Raw genomic sequence first — 15,700 nt, forward strand, 5'->3', positions numbered from 1 at the left:
TCGAAAGCGCGGCGGTCAGCCCAGTTTGCCTTGACCCTCCAGGCGGCAGATCCATACCATGCCCGCGCCTGCTTCTGCGCCCATTCCGCGCTTGGACCGTGATGACCAATATTCGAGTACCAATCTGGCTGCCGCTGACGGCGATTTTGCTCGCAGCGCTGATGTTGCGACTGGCGGCCGGCTGGTATTGGCAGTCGCAGCGTCCGGTGGATCGCCCCTTTGTGTTTGGCGACAGCGAAAGCTACTGGGAGTTAGCGCGCAGCGTGGCTCATGGGGAGCCGTATCAATTTGGAACTCCCGACGCCAAGGTGTTTCGTACCCCAGGTTATCCGGTAGTGTTGTCATTGGTATTTTTGCTGGGGAGCGAGCAGCCTTCGCCCCTGGCTGCGCGTTTCATCAGCGCGCTTTGTGGGACCATAGCCGTGGCGGGCGTGTATGGATTGGCGCGATCGCTGTTTGATCGACGCGCCGGTTTGATTGCGGCGGCTATGATCGCTGTCTACCCCGGAGCGATCGTGCTCAGCGCGGTGGTATTGAGCGAGGCGCCATTTGCGCCGCTGGCCGTGCTACACCTAGGCTGTTGGGCGCTGGCGTGGAAAGCCATCAGAACCAGCGCCATGTTGGCGTATGGCACGTGCGGAGGGCTATTGGCCGCCGCCGCCACGCTGATGCGCCCCAGTTGGCTCTTGTTTGTGCCCTTCGCCTTGATCGTCGGCAGCCTCGATCATCGCAGGGCGCGGCACTGGTCGATTGGGGCAGCCATGCTTTGCGGACTGGCGATCGGCATGGCGCCGTGGTGGATTCGCAATTGGCAGGTGGTGGGACATTTCGTGCCGACCACTTTGCAGGTGGGCGCCAGTCTGTATGACGGGTTGAACCCTCGGGCGACGGGTGGCAGCGAGATGAACTTTGTCGCGGAATTTGAGCGTTCGGAACGCGAGGTTGTCGGCGCCACTGAACCGCTGGAATATCGACTCGATCAAAGGCTGCGGCGGGCCGCCATTGAGTGGGCGGCTTCGCATCCGTTGGCCGTGCTGGAATTGGCGGGAATCAAATTCGCGCGGATGTGGAATGTCTGGCCCAATGAGCCGCAGTTTCGTGGATGGGGCGTGCGGTTGGCTGTGCTGGTGACGTATATGCCGCTGCTCGCGCTGGGCGCGATCGGCGTTTGGCGGTATCGCGGCATGGGGTTCCCCGTGGCGCTCTGCTGGTTGCCGGCCGTCTATCTCGCGCTGCTGCATGTGGTGTTCGTCAGTTCAATGCGGTATCGCGAACCGGCGATGCTGCCCATGGCGGCCTTGGCTGCCTCGGTATTGGCTCGGGCCGGCCCATCATTGATCGACGGCAAGTAGGTAGTTACGACGCTACGCCGAGCAAGGAAGCTCGCCATCGTCAGATTGCTCATCAATAGCTGCTGGTTTGTGTTCAAGTGGAGCCTCGCGCTTGGTTTGGCGTGCGCGGTGGCTGGCGGTCTGTACTTTTACAACCACGTCGACGACGAACTGCGGCGGCGAATCGAAGAGCGGTTCGCCCAACATTACCCAGAGTTGCAAATCAAAGTCCATGCGGCGACTTTGATTCCGGGGGAGGGAATCGAAGTTCGCGGGATGACGATCACGCAACCCGGCGCGGCGGGACCGCGAGTTGAGGTGGCACGGTTCGACGAGATGCTGCTGGCGTGCAAGGCGAGTCTTTCTGAACTGATTCAACACGAACCGGAGTTCACGGAGATTCGTGTGCGGAGGCCGACGCTACTGGCCACGCGCCGCCCGGATGGAACTTGGAGCACGGGCGAACTGTTGCCGTTTCCGCAAATCAGCGAGAAACCGCCGCGAATCGTCGTGGAGGGGGGCACGGTCGAGATATTCGATCCGCTACGGAATCCCACCAGTAAGCTATCGCTGCGCGACGTGTATCTGGAAGTCGATCCCGGAGTGGGTGGCGACAATCCGGAGTCGACCACTCGTCGATTGCATGGCTTCATGGTCGGCGACCATGTGCAGCGATTGGAGTTTGAGGGTGAGCTTGGCGACGGCGGCAAGCAATGGTCGTTCCGCGGCACGGGAGAAGGACTCGATCTCTCGCCCGAGCTTTACGCCGCGCTTCCAGGTGAAGTAGCGGCCAAGCTCGATGTGCTGCGTTCGCTGCGAGCCAGTTCGCAGTTTCGATTCTCAGTGCAAAACTCGCCAGATGACGCATCTGCAATCGAGTACGACCTGCAAGGCAAGATCGCGCGGGGCCGCATTGAGGATTCGCGGCTGCCGTATCCGCTGACTGACGTATTCGCCCTGGTTCGCTGCACGAATCAGGGGGTGCATATTTCCGAACTGCGCGCGCGCAATGGTCAAACGGCGATTTATGTGCGCGAGGCCTGGCGACGCGGCAACGAGGCGAACAGTCCGCTGTTCGCCAATCTGCAATGCGAACGGCTGGTGATCGACCGGCGGCTATTGGATATCTTGCCGGAGCAATGGCGAGCGCGGTGGTACGACTTCTTTCTTGAGGGGATTGTCAACGTCAACGCGATCGTCCACTACGACGGCCAGTCGTGGCAACCGGATGTCAGCGTGGAGTGCCTTGACACGTCGTTCACTTACCACAAGTTTCCGTATCGCCTGGAAAATGGCCAAGGACATGTGCGGCTCAAGGACGACCGGCTCGACTTTTTGTTGTCGACCTATAGCGGCGCCGACCAGGTGCTGATTCAAGGCAACGTGCAGAATTTGTATCAGGACCCCGGTTTGTGGCTTGAGGTGCGGGCGGACCGATTGGCGATCGACAAAAAGCTGCTCGAATCGTTGCCGCCAACGTCGCGCGCCGTATTGACCTCATTTTCGCCGAGCGGTCACTTTCGGGTTGATTTTGAGGCGCGCCGACAGCCGGGACCACAACAGCCAGTGTCACGCCGGCTACGACTGCAACTCGACCATTGCTCGATGCGCTACGACCGCTTTCCGTATCCGATTCACAACGTGACGGGCACGGTGGAGATGCTGGGGGACGAATGGGAATTTCGCAATCTGGAAGGGACGAATGACACCGGAGAGCTGCGCGGTTACGGCCGGCTTGGCCCGACTGCCAGCGGACGTGAACTGCGGCTGAACATCTCGGGCGCCAACATCGCTCTGGAGCAGGAACTGCGCAACGCGCTGCCGCTACATTCACAACGACTGTGGGACAATCTGCAACCGCGCGGTTCGGTGCAATTGGCCACGGATATTCGCTACCAGATCGATACCAAACAGTTGGCGATCGGCGTAAGCGCCTTGCCGGTCGCCGAAACGGTGTCGATCCAGCCGGTATTCTTTCCGTATCGCATCGAGAACATTCGGGGTGAATTGAGCTATGCGAACGGTCGGGTAGTGTTGGGGCGTGCGCCGCGCGGTGAAATCAAGGGACAACATCAAGGGGTTGATGTGGCGCTGCGAGGAGTGTGCGATCTGGCGCCCGACGGGCGCTGGCGACTGGCGCTCGATGATTTGACGGTTTATCGGCTGCGCGCCGATCGGGATTTGCAGGCCGCCGTGTCGCCGCGTTTGAATCCTTGGCTCCGCCGGCTCGATCCGGCGAGCGCGATCAATCTGTCGGGCCGAGTCGAACTGTTGGGAGGAGGAGCCGGCAATCAGCCACCACAAGCGCAGTGGAACATGCGAATCACCACGCAAGGCGCCAACTTGGTTGCCGGTCTGCCGCTGACAAACATTAGCGGTGAAGCGCACCTGCAGGGGGGCTTCGACGGCGCCAAAATGAGCGCGAGGGCCGAGCTCGATCTAGATTCGGTGACTTGGAAGAACATGCAGATCACCTCGGTGACTGGGCCCGCGCGCGTAGATGGCGAGCACATTCTGCTGGGCGCATGGGCCGATAAGGACTTGCCCCAGGGACGCCCGCGGCCGATCACGGGCAAGGCATACGGCGGCTGGTTGATGAGCGACGGTTGGGTCAAGCTCGAAGCGACTCCACGATACGGTTGGCAGATCACGGCTGGCGATCTCGACGTGGCGAGAATTGGACGCGAACTGCTGCCGGGGACGCAATCGCTGAGCGGCAAACTGAATGGCGGAGTCAATCTGCGCGGCAGCACCGAAGGCATCCATACGCTTACGGGCACCGGTTACATGCGATTGCGCGACGCCGATCTGTATCAGCTACCTCAAATGGTGCAACTGCTCAACATTGTGAGCCTCAAGCCGCCGGATGCGACGGCATTCACCAATAGCGAGGCCGATTTCCGCGTCGACGGAGACCATCTCTACTTTGACCGGATCAATTTTACGGGAGACGCAATCAGCCTGAAGGGGCAAGGCGAAATGAACTTGAACACCGATGTAGCGCTGACGTTCTATGCGCTGGTGGGGCGCGACGAACTGGAGATCCCCTTGATTCCCGAACTGTTTCGCGCGGCAAGTCGCCAGCTCATGCTGATCCACGTGGACGGCAAGCTGACCGAGCCAAGTATTCGCCGCGATCCATTCCCGGTCGTCGGGAAAGCGCTCGAACAATTGCAGGCCGATTTGCAGAATGGAGCACCGCCCAAAAATCCACAACGACTAGGGCTCCTTTCTCCACGTAATGGATCGGCGAGACGCGGTGGCTGGGGCGATCGCGCCAACCCGCAGTCGATCGCCCGCGAACCGGCACGTCCGGCACAATCAGAACGCAAAGGGGGCTTGCTGCGCTGACGGAAAATAAATGGAAGCGATTACGTTGACTGGGGGGAGGCTCTGTAGTCGATTCTGACCGATAGACCCTCCGACAACAGACAAAGGTGGCCAGGAGGGCCATTCGAAAGGTCACGGAACCAACTTCAAGATTCGCAACCTCGACTAGTCGCAAGGCGCTAGCGAAAGAGGTGTGTGATGAGCATGGGACCATTGACCGGCATATTGACGAGCGCTGCGGGCGTGCCATTCGCGCAGGCGAAGGGGAGTGACCTCGATCGAGCAGCGAACGAGAACACCGTTCAACAGCGGGCAAAGGACAGCCAGCTCAAGACAGAAGCGGCGGCCGGGATTGGCGCCACCGATGGTCAGGACCACGAGACCGAGGAGCGCGATGCGGATGGCCGACGCCCTTGGGAAGTGGGGTATCAAGGGCCTGCGCCGCGGCAGCCAACTACTTCGGCCGAGCCGCCGCTGAGTCGCGATGCCAGCGGAGAGTGTGGCAACGCCTTGGATTTGTCGGCATAAGGGGGCCGCGAACCCGCGAGCCGCTGTTTCCTGTCTTGCCGTGCGACTCTAAAATAGGGCCGAACGATCCACCGGGAGACGCGGCATGCGGTTTGTGAAGATGCACGGGGCGGGCAATGACTATGTCTACGTGAACTGTTTTGACGAGTCGCTGCCTGGCGATGTGACGGAAACAGCGAGGCAGATATCGGACCGCCATTTTGGAGTCGGCGGCGACGGGTTGGTTTTGATCTGTCCGTCGGATGTCGCCGACGCCCGCATGCGCATGTTCAACGCCGATGGATCGGAAGCGGAGATGTGCGGCAACGCAATTCGTTGCGTGGGCAAGTTCTTGTTCGATCACGGCATTTGCCAGAAGCAGCGGCTGGCAATTGAAACTGGCCGGGGGGTACTGAGCCTCGACCTGGAGATCGTCGATGGAGTCGTTGAGCGCGCGCGTGTGAATATGGGGCGTCCGATCCTCGCGCCGGCCGAGATCCCCACGACGCTGGCGGCCACCGGGCAATGGCAAGGGAGCGACGTAGTGGTTGACGCGCCATTGGAGATTGTAGGAGAGACGCTGACCGTCACCTGCGTCTCGATGGGCAACCCGCACTGCGTGACCTTTGTAGATAAGCTGTCGGACCGCTGGGTGCATGAGATCGGTCCGCGCGTCGAGAAGCACGCTCGGTTTCCGCGGCGTGTCAACGCGGAGTTCATCGAAATCGTCTCGCCTAGCGAGTTGCGCATGCGCGTGTGGGAACGCGGTTCAGGCGAGACGCTGGCCTGTGGCACAGGCGCCGCCGCCGTGTGCGTGGCGGGCATGCTGTCCGGCAGGACGGAGCGACGGGTGACGATTCATCTGTTGGGGGGTGATCTGGAGTTGGAATGGGCCGAGGATGGTTGCGTCTACAAGACCGGCCCGGCCACAGAAGTGTTTTCGGGAGAATGGTTCCCGTCGGGGGCGCTGAATCCCAAATAATAACGATCTTCGTCTATTGGCAAGGATGCCGCGATCATGAAGATTCGTAGCGCGTTTTTGAACAAGACGGCCGGTTTAGTCGCTGCGACCACAGTGCGCTCGTGGATGAGCACGCTGGATTACAAGGTTGCGTACTATGACGCCACCGTCGACCCGGTGAATCCGCGTTGGAGCGGCCAAAAGATCTATGTCTTTTGGCATGAGTACATTCTGTTCCCGCTGTTTCTGCGTGGACGTTCGAACCTGGCGATGTTGCTCAGCCGCCATCAAGACGCGGAAATCTTGAGCTATGCCGCGCATCACTTGGGTTTTGAATTTGTGCGCGGCTCGACTAATCGAGGAGGCATGGCGGCGCTGCGCGAGTTGTTGCGCCGCAGCGAGCAGATGAACCTGACGATCACGCCCGACGGGCCACGCGGTCCGCGACGAGAGCTGGCCCAGGGACCGATCTACTTGTCATCGAAATTGCAGATGCCGTTGGTGGTGATGGGCTTTGGTTACGACCGTCCCTGGCGGGCGAAGAGTTGGGACCGATTTGCCGTGCCGCGTCCCTATTCGCGAGCACGCGCCGTGGTCAGTCCGCCGCTCCGCATTCCTGCCCGGTTAGATCGAGACTCGCTGGAGCAGTACCGATTGCAGACCGAACAACTGCTCAATCGACTCACGTGCGAGGCGGAGGCGTGGGCCGAATCCGGGACGCGCAAGTTGAACGAACGCCCGCTGCGGCGAGAGCCATCGCCGCATGGCGCCGGGCGAATCGACAATGGTCATCGCCTGCGCGCGCCGCGTCATATGGCAACGACGCCCCAGTAGGGCCAAACTCAAACCAAATGACCGCTGCTTGCAAAGCGCTGCGCGGTGGCTGAGAATCCCCCCACGGACTGACGTCGTTCAAACGTCTCTTGGGAGATTCACGCGTGGGGAACGCGCCGACAGTCGAAACGCCCGCGCCATCGCACATCGCCGGCGAGATTCATTCAACGCAGGCGCCGCCGGTCACGTTCACCGGTATTTTGAGCCGGCTGGGGCCGGGATTAATCATCGCGGCGTCGATTGTGGGCTCTGGCGAATTGATCGGCACGACCAAGACGGGGGCGCAAGCGGGCATCTGGTTGCTGTGGCTGATTCTCATTGGCTGCCTGATCAAGGTGTTTGTGCAGGTGGAGTTTGGCCGCTTTGCCGTGGGCGAGGGGCAAACCAGCATGGAGGGGATGAACGCCGTGCCGGGGCCGAGACTGCGCGTCAATTGGTTGGTGTGGTATTGGCTGGCGATGTTCTGCGTGGGGCTAGGTCAACTCGGGGGAATTGTCGGAGGCGTTGGCGAATCGATGGCGATCGCCGTGCCGCTGACAGGGGACAATCAGCGCGCATTCAGTCTGCGGCACGAGACGGCACGATACGAGCGCGAGGTTCGCGCGAGGGCGTTGGCGGCCGGACTTGCGGCCAACGGGGATAGCGACACCGCCGAACAGCGGGCACGGCGGAATGCGATCGAGCAGGCGGTCGCCACCGAGTTTGGGCATCATCCCCCGTCGGCCGTCGTCGAAGCCGAGTCGACGCGCGACGACGTCTATTGGAGTTGGATTATCACCGCGATTACGGCAGTGCTGTTGGTCAATGGCCGATACTCGTTGATTCAAAATATCTCGACGGTGCTGGTAGCGATCTTCACTGCGGTGACGGTCTTCAACGTGATCGCGCTGCAGACGCACGACGCATGGGCGCTGAGTTGGGACGACTTCAAGAACGGACTGAGTTTTCAATTGCCGCCGGCCATGGAGGGGGCCGCCTGGGCGCCATTGATGACGGCGCTGGCCACGTTTGGCATTATTGGCGTCGGCGCCAGCGAACTGGTGGCGTATCCCTATTGGTGCATTGAGCGGGGTTACGCCCGATTCACGGGCCGGCGCGACGGTACGCATGCCTGGGCAGAACGGGCCAATGGCTGGATGCGGGTGATGCGGTGGGATGCCTGGTTGTCGATGGTGATTTACACCTTTGCCACCATCGCATTTTATCTTCAGGGGGCGGCGGTGCTGAACCGCGAAGGACTGGATGTGTCGGGCGGACAAATTGTCTACACCTTGGCGCAGATGTATGTGCCGATCTTTGGCCGCTGGGCGGGACCAGTATTCTTGCTGGGGGCGTTCGCGGTCTTGTATTCGACGTTTTTTGTCGCCACCGCGGGCAACGCGCGGATCGCCGCCGACGCGCTGCGCGTGTTTGGCCTGGGCTCCGCGACCGAAGCGTCGCGGGTGCGCATGGTAAAGATCTTGTGCGGCGTGTTTCCGTTTGTCTCGGTGATTATTTACACCATCATCAAGGAACCGGTGCGGTTGGTGCTCATCAGCGGGCTAATGCAGTCGATCATGCTGCCGATGTTGGCGGCGGCGGCGTTGTACTTTCGCTATTTCCGCACTGATTCACGCATTGCGCCGGGCAAATTGTGGGACGCGATGCTGTGGTTAAGTTCGCTGGGGCTGCTCATTGCCGGCGCGTTCGGCGCCTGGGATGGCATAGCGAAAGCGATTCGAGCAATTTGGCAGTAGGCCGCGCGACAACTAATCGTCGAACGCCTGAGGCGCCGACTGCCCCTTGGTGGCGCTGGTCAGATAGCCGGAAAGCATGATCTGCGCCGCCAACATGTCGAGCCGCTGTTTGCGGCGCTTGCTGGTCAACTCCGCGGCCAAGAGATGCTGTTCCGCTTCGCTCGACGTGAATCTCTCATCGTAGTAGACCACTGGCACGCCGGTTAGTTGCGTCAGCCAATCGCCAAACTGGCGGGCCTCGCGCGACTTCTGGCTCTCATTGCCACTGAGGTGGACCGGAAGTCCGACGACAAAGAGCGTGATTTCTTCTTCCTTGGCAAGTCGCAAGAAGCGCCGCGCATCGGCATCGGCGCCGGAGCGAGTGTAGTTTTCATAGGGACTGGCGAGCATGCGGCGTCGATCGCTAAGCGCAATGCCGATGCGCTTGGTTCCGTAATCGATGCCGGCTATGCGACCCGTGGTGGACATCTCGTCCTATGCAAAATAGGTGGGCCGACTAACAACCAGCCCTGGCTGGAGCTTTTCTCGTAACTCCTCGGAGTCGAGCGCGAAGAGTGGCCGAATCTCCACGGCGACATTCTTCGCCAACTGGGCGCCGGCATCGCGCAGCCATGCGGAATGCAAGGCGATCATCTGCGCCTGCACGCTCTCCGGTGTGTCCTTCAACTCGCCAGGGGCGTTCTTCACCGGCGCAAAAGCGAGCCGCTCGTCCGCCTCGACCACAATGGATCGCGTTGCCTGGGGAAGCAGATCGAAGATGAATCGTTCAAACTTATAGGCATTGGGCGAGCTGGGTTCGATCGGTTGGTGATCGTCGTCGAGGTACGGGACCTTTTTGAGCGCCCGATGCAGCGGTAGCGCCGCGGCCGATTGCGACATACGCTCGAGAAACTCAACCGAGAACGCATGAATGGCGGTGTTACCTGCCCAGAGCAGCAATGAACCACTTGCCGCGCGGCCAGCAATCAGCTCATCGGGCAAATCGTTGAACTCACTGTATTCGATGATTTGCAGCCGGCCATCGATCGAGACGATATTGCCCACGCGGTCGCGGGGATCACGCTTTGCGACCGCCAGGGTGGAGAGTTCGGACTGGCTGAGCAAGTGATAGCCGAGAAACTCTGGATCGCACACATTGGCGAGCGGATTATCGACTTGGAAGTAATACAGATGCTCGATCCCGCGGGCACGGAGCGTTTCGAACCCGCGCGCTTCGACCAGCGCCGCCAGAACGCCGCCATGGCCATCGGGACTGAGCGCGGGCCTAGCCTGACTGGCGAGCAGGATGCGACCAGTCTCACAGTCTACGGCCGGCATCGTTCCCTGACTGAAAACAATCAGGTCATTGGTCGACAGGCCGAAGTTTCCGTGAGCGTCCAGGAATTCAACGGTCTCCTCGTGGGTGGCGGGGCTGGTCATCAAGAACAGTGGAATCGGGGCGCCATAGCGGCGATGCGCGGCGACAAGCTTTTCGATCAGAATCTGAAAAAGCGAGGACCTGGAAACAGGCCCGATCGGAAACATCCCCTTGGGATGATCCATCCCCAGGCGAGTGCCTTGGCCGCCAGCGACCAAGATTGCCCCGATATGTCCCGCGCGCAAGGCGGTCTCGCCCGCTTGCCTGGCCTGCACTGGCGAAAACTGATTGGTGGCGCCCAGCCGGACGGCGGCCGGTGGTTCTGCGCGAGCCACAAGCGCTCGCCAGTTGGAGCTAGCTTCGGGCTCTCGACCAAGACTCTGGAGCATGCCGAGATCGAAGCGCGCGATCTCCATTGCCAGTGTCATCTTTTCCAACTGGCTGAGTTCGTCCCAGAACCGCAGGAGGTGCTCTTGCCCGTAGGGCCCAAGTTGTTCAAGTAGCTCGGCCCGGAGCGGGGCCAAGTCGTCATGTCCGGAAGACAAGGTAGTTCACCTCTGGCGCGTCTTGCGAAGGAGGGAGGCATGGGGACAGGGGAGTCGAAGATAACTACCCCGTGTTCATCACAGGGTGGGTATCACTCCCTAAACAAGCGGCAATCTCAGCCCATCGTATGCCAGTTCCATGCCGGAGGGTAGCTGCTGGTTCGTTGTCTCATGCTCTAAATCGTGCGAGATGTGAGTAAACAGCGTGCGTTCGGCGCCCACTCGTTCGGCCACAGCGATGGCTTCGCCGAGGCTGAAGTGGGTTGGATGCGGTTTTTGCCGCAAGGCGTCGAGAATCAGCACCTTCACGCCTTGCAGCAATGGCCAGCTATCGGCTGGAATCTCATTGGTGTCGGTGCAATACGCGATGTCGCCGATGCGAAATCCCAGCACGTTAAACCGGCCATGGATCAAACGGATCGGAACAATCCGCGCGCCTAGCGCCTCGAACGGCTGAGTGGATATCGATTCAAAGGCAAGCTGTGGCACACCGCCGGCGGGAAACTTCTCGGTAATGGGATCGAAGGCGTAGTCAAACGATTTGCGGATGCGACCTTCGACCTCGGGTTCGCAGTAGACCGGCAACCGGTGACCGATGTAGTAGGGGAAGAGACGCACATCGTCGAGACCGAACAGGTGATCGGCGTGCGCGTGGGTGTAAAGCACGGCATGAATCAGACCCAGCTTTTCACGCAGTAGCTGAGAGCGCAGATCGGGGGGGGTATCGATCAACAAGTTGCCGTCCGGTAGCCCTATTGCGAGTGAGCAGCGGAGGCGATGGTTGCGTGCATCGGGGCTGACGCAGGTGTTGCACCCACAGCCCACGACGGGCACGCCGATCGAAGTGCCAGTGCCGAGAAAGACCAATTGGCCTTGAATGTCCTGAGAAACAACCGCTCGGTTCAACGTCGCCTCATATTGGAATTTGAGTCGAAAATGACGGGCCCGTTATCTTAATGGCTCGGCGGAAGTCATGCTGACAAAGTTGTATAGCTGTTTGAGTTGACTCACCGCTCGAAACAGGCTGAGGCCGGCCAATGGCGAGGGTCATTATCGACCATTGGCATTAACGCGCGGTTGGGCTGCCAGAGCGTTATTGACCGATCATGGAAAAAGCTATAAATTTCTTAGCCGGAACACGTTGCGCAAATAGTGAGCATGCCGCTGCCGCCCACCGATCCCATTGCGCGCCGGGGGCGAACCCCCGCACGGCCCAGCAACGTTGACTTTGCGGCGCCGGCGTTGAACCATTGCTCGCGAGTGAAATCGACGCTCTCGATCCTCGATGACGCCGGCCGCATCTGTAATTGAGCGTATCTGAAAAGAATAGGCTAAGCAGCCATGGAAGTCTTGGAACGTATCTGGGAAATCATCAGCGAGCTATTCGGCGGCCTCAGCAGCGGGATCGAGCGCGGAATTACCTCGCTATTCGGTTCGTCCAACGCCCGATATGTCAAAAAGCTGCAGCCGAAGATCGCGGCGATCGGCGCGTTGGAGCCGAAATATCAGGCCATGAGCGACGCCGAGTTGCGCGAGCAAACCAGCCAGTTTCGCAAACGGCTGGCGGAGGGCGAGACGCTCGACGACATCCTGGTGGAGGCCTTTGCCGTCTGCCGAGAGGGGGGGCGGCGGTTCCTCGGCATGCGGCACTACGACGTGCAACTGATGGGGGGCATGGTGCTGCACTCGGGCGCCATCGCCGAGATGATCACCGGCGAAGGCAAGACACTGGTGGCGACGCTGCCGACCTATTTGAACGCGATCGAGGGGAAAGGGGTGCATGTCGTCACGGTGAACGACTACCTGGCGCGCCGCGATATGGAGTGGATGGGGCCGCTGTACATGGGATTGGGTCTGACCGTCGGCGCCATTCAGGCGGGCATGGATGGCGAAGAACGCCAGAACGCTTATGCCTGCGACATCACCTACGGCACCAACAACGAATTCGGCTTTGACTACTTGCGCGACAACATGAAGCCGGCCGCGCGAGGGGACAAGAGCTATTCGAAGCGCGAACAACAGTGCCAGGGACCGCTGAACTTCGCCGTGGTCGACGAAGTGGACAACATCCTGATCGACGAGGCGCGCACGCCGTTGATTATTTCTGGTCCGGCGCACGACGACGTGACCAAGTACGCCAGGGCGGACAAAATCGCCAGGCAGTTGACGCGCGACACGCATTTTGAAGTCAAGGAAAAGGAGCACACGGCGCACCTGACCGATGAGGGAGTGCGCGCGGCGGAAAAGATCGCCGGGATCGAGAGCTTTTACACCGCCGGCAACATGGAATGGCCGCACCTGATCGACAACTCGCTCAAAGCACACCATTTGTACAAGCGCGACGTGAACTACGTGGTGCAGGAAGACGAAGTGGTGATTGTCGACGAATTCACCGGTCGCTTGATGCCGGGCCGCAACTGGAGCGACGGATTGCACCAGGCGGTGGAGGCCAAAGAAGGGGTGCGGATCAAGGAAGAGAACCAGACGCTGGCCACGATCACGCTGCAAAACTTCTTCAAGCTGTACAAAAAGATCTCCGGCATGACCGGTACGGCGATGACCGAAGCCGGCGAATTCTGGAAGATCTACAAGCTCGACGTGATCGCGATTCCGCCGAATCGGCAACTCACCCGCATCAACCACCCCGACGTGATCTACCGCACCGAGCGCGAGAAGTTTGGGGCCATTGTCGAAGAAATCGAGCGACTCCACAAATGGGACATCATCGAGGTGAAGGGGGGCGAACAGCAGACGGGCGAAATCGTTAAAGAGAACGACGAAGCGATTGAATGGCTGCCAGCCGACGGCGTCTCGACCAGCAAGCACTCGAAGCACCGCGAGACGATTCCTCGCGCGCAAGTGAAAACCATCAGCCGGCGCGGACGACCAATATTGGTGGGCACGGTGTCAATCGAAAAGAGCGAGCTTATTTCACGCTTGCTCGGCCAACGCGGCATCCAACACGAAGTGCTCAACGCCAAGCATCATCAGCGCGAAGCGGACATCATCGCCCAGGCCGGTCGGCGCGGCGCGGTGACGATCGCCACCAACATGGCGGGCCGCGGCACCGACATCATCTTGGGCGGCAATCCCGAGACGATGGCCTGGGCGGTGCTGCAAAGCAAGTACCCCACTCGGCTGGACGTGCCGCAGGATGAGTGGAACGGGCTGGTGCGCGAGATTGAACAGCGCGAACAAATGAAGGCGGAAGGCCGCGATGTGGCGGCCCTGGGAGGCCTGCACGTGCTGGGCACCGAACGGCACGAAGCGCGGCGCATCGACCTGCAGTTGCGCGGCCGCTGCGGACGACAAGGCGATCCCGGCAGCAGTCGCTTTTATCTTTCGCTCGAAGACGATTTGATGCGGATCTTCGCTGGCGAATGGGTGAAGAACGTGCTGACGCGACTGGGCATGCAGGAAGGGGAGGCGATTGAAAGCCGGATGGTAAGCCGGCGCATCGAAGGTGCCCAAAAGAAGGTCGAGGAACGCAACTTCGAAATTCGCAAGAACCTGCTCGAATACGACGAGGTGATGGACGAGCAGCGCAAACGGGTTTACACGTACCGCCAGCAGTTGCTCGAAGGGCGTAGCGGCAAGGAACTGATCTTCGCGATGATCGACCGGCAGGTCGATCGCTATCTCAGCACCTTTCTGGAACGGAGTTACGGCGCGGAGACGTTCGCCAAGTGGGCCAGCGATTTGTTTGGGGTGGAGTTCGAAGCGAAGGATTTTCGCGGCGAAGGATTTGAGTCGGCCCAGGAGGTGGCCCGCGATCAGGCGGAGCGCAAGGCCGAAGGACAAATCTACGAGGCGATGGATGAAAACCTGCCCGAGGAGGAGGAGCCGGCTGAGTGGAACTGGGAGGCGTTGGCCAAGTTTTCGCACGCTCGCTGGAACACGAATCTCCGCGATCGCGACCTGAAGAAGGTCGGTCGGGACGGAGTCGCCGAGTTGCTGATCGAGCGCTCGCGAGAGGCGATTCAAAAGATCGACATGACGGACGGCGCTCGCTTTTTGGAAGAAGATTTTGGGCTCAAGAGCGCGATTGCCTGGGTGCAGTACAAGTTTGGCATCGTGCTGGAACTGGAGGACATTCGCGGGCGCGATGTTGCGCAGCTCAAGCAATTGGTGCGCGAGCGAGCCGCGCAAGCGTACGAACAGAAGGAGACTGAGTTTCCGGTGATCGCCGGCCTGTATCGGCATACTATCGGCGATGCACAAGGGCAAAAGCGATTCGACCGCGAGCGGCTGGCCGAATGGGCCAGCCAGCGATTCGAGTCTCCCTTGATACTGGACGACTTGAAAAACCGGCAGCGCGACGAAATTCGTGATGTGCTGTTGACGCTCAGCCGACAGCACCACCAGAAGGCGGACGCCGTGCTGCAAGAAGTGCAGCAGAAGGTGGGCCAAATTTTCAACGGCGGCGATCAGGCGACGGCCACGCTGGCGGTGGCGACCGGCGGCAATGGCGAGCTCGACTCGTTGGCCGCCTGGTTACAGCGCGACCTCAAGGTTGAATTGCCGAAAGAAGAATTGGCGCGGCTCGATCGTGAGCAGCTCGAGCGGCGGCTCAACGAAGCGATTGAGGATCGCTTCCGCCCAGAAATGCGCCGCATGGAGCGGGCGCTTGTGCTGCAATTATTGGACACCGCCTGGAAGGATCACCTGTTGGCGATGGACCATTTGCGGCACAGCGTGGGTCTGCGTGGCTACGCCCAGGTGGACCCCAAGGTGGAGTTCAAGCGCGAAGGGATGCGGCTCTTTGACAATATGTGGGACTCGATCGGCGAACGCGTGACCGATTTGGTGTATCGCATGGAGCAGCTCGACGAGAACTGGGTGGGCTCGCTGTGGGTGGAGAGCGAGGCGCGCCACGATGAAGCGCCGACCGCGATGACCGAGATTCAAGAGCAACAGCAGACCGCGATCGACTCGTCAGAAGCGCAAGGCCAGGCGCGGATCGAGCCGATCCGCAATCGACAGGAGCGCGTGGGCCGCAATGATCCTTGCACTTGCGGCAGCGGCAAGAAGTTCAAGAACTGCTGTATGAAGAAGCAGCGGCTTGGTTAAGCGGACCAATCCATTGCCGGGAAGGGAGT

At 60.5% G+C, this 15,700-nt stretch carries 10 protein-coding genes; 7 read left to right on the top strand and 3 right to left on the bottom strand.

Annotated features, from left to right (window positions below):
- Positions 1 to 101: 101 nt before the first annotated feature.
- The 6 genes from K1X71_00285 (at position 102) to K1X71_00310 (ending at position 8,699) form a co-directional block, all read left to right on the top strand.
- A complete protein-coding gene (locus tag K1X71_00285) occupies positions 102 to 1,352 on the top strand; it encodes a glycosyltransferase family 39 protein (protein ID MBX7071553.1) in 1,251 nt (416 codons plus the stop codon).
- 108 nt (positions 1,353 to 1,460) lie between these two features.
- On the top strand, positions 1,461 to 4,682 hold the full coding sequence (locus tag K1X71_00290; protein MBX7071554.1) for a hypothetical protein: 3,222 nt from the start codon (positions 1,461 to 1,463) through the stop codon (positions 4,680 to 4,682).
- Positions 4,683 to 4,859: 177 nt separating this feature from the next.
- Positions 4,860 to 5,189: a hypothetical protein gene (locus K1X71_00295; protein MBX7071555.1), complete on the top strand. Its 330-nt coding sequence runs from the start codon at positions 4,860 to 4,862 to the stop codon at positions 5,187 to 5,189.
- 85 nt (positions 5,190 to 5,274) lie between these two features.
- Positions 5,275 to 6,150, top strand: coding sequence for a diaminopimelate epimerase (gene dapF / locus K1X71_00300; protein MBX7071556.1), 876 nt, complete (start codon positions 5,275 to 5,277; stop codon positions 6,148 to 6,150).
- A 36-nt stretch (positions 6,151 to 6,186) separates the two neighbouring features.
- A complete protein-coding gene (locus K1X71_00305) occupies positions 6,187 to 6,963 on the top strand; it encodes a lysophospholipid acyltransferase family protein (protein MBX7071557.1) in 777 nt (258 codons plus the stop codon).
- Between the two features lie 209 nt (positions 6,964 to 7,172).
- On the top strand, positions 7,173 to 8,699 hold the full coding sequence (locus K1X71_00310) for an Nramp family divalent metal transporter (GenBank protein ID MBX7071558.1): 1,527 nt from the start codon (positions 7,173 to 7,175) through the stop codon (positions 8,697 to 8,699).
- 12 nt (positions 8,700 to 8,711) lie between these two features.
- On the opposite strand, the gene ruvX is transcribed toward K1X71_00310, so the two are convergent.
- The 3 genes from ruvX to K1X71_00325 all read right to left on the bottom strand — a co-directional run bounded on the left by ruvX (position 8,712) and on the right by K1X71_00325 (position 11,468).
- Entirely contained in the window at positions 8,712 to 9,167 is a 456-nt protein-coding gene (gene ruvX / locus K1X71_00315) for a Holliday junction resolvase RuvX (protein ID MBX7071559.1), read from the bottom strand.
- Positions 9,168 to 9,173: 6 nt separating this feature from the next.
- Entirely contained in the window at positions 9,174 to 10,484 is a 1,311-nt protein-coding gene (locus K1X71_00320) for a UDPGP type 1 family protein (protein MBX7071560.1), read from the bottom strand.
- A 216-nt stretch (positions 10,485 to 10,700) separates the two neighbouring features.
- The gene (locus tag K1X71_00325; GenBank protein MBX7071561.1) at positions 10,701 to 11,468 is read right to left on the bottom strand and encodes an MBL fold metallo-hydrolase; all 768 of its coding nucleotides are present in this window, start codon (positions 11,466 to 11,468) and stop codon (positions 10,701 to 10,703) included.
- 474 nt (positions 11,469 to 11,942) lie between these two features.
- On the opposite strand from K1X71_00325, the gene K1X71_00330 reads away from it, so the two are divergent.
- Complete coding sequence (locus K1X71_00330) at positions 11,943 to 15,671, top strand: SEC-C domain-containing protein (protein ID MBX7071562.1); 3,729 nt, start codon at positions 11,943 to 11,945, stop codon at positions 15,669 to 15,671.
- Positions 15,672 to 15,700 lie beyond the last annotated feature (29 nt).

Source organism: Pirellulales bacterium (assembly GCA_019694455.1).
Classification (GTDB): Bacteria; Planctomycetota; Planctomycetia; order Pirellulales; family JAEUIK01; genus JAIBBY01.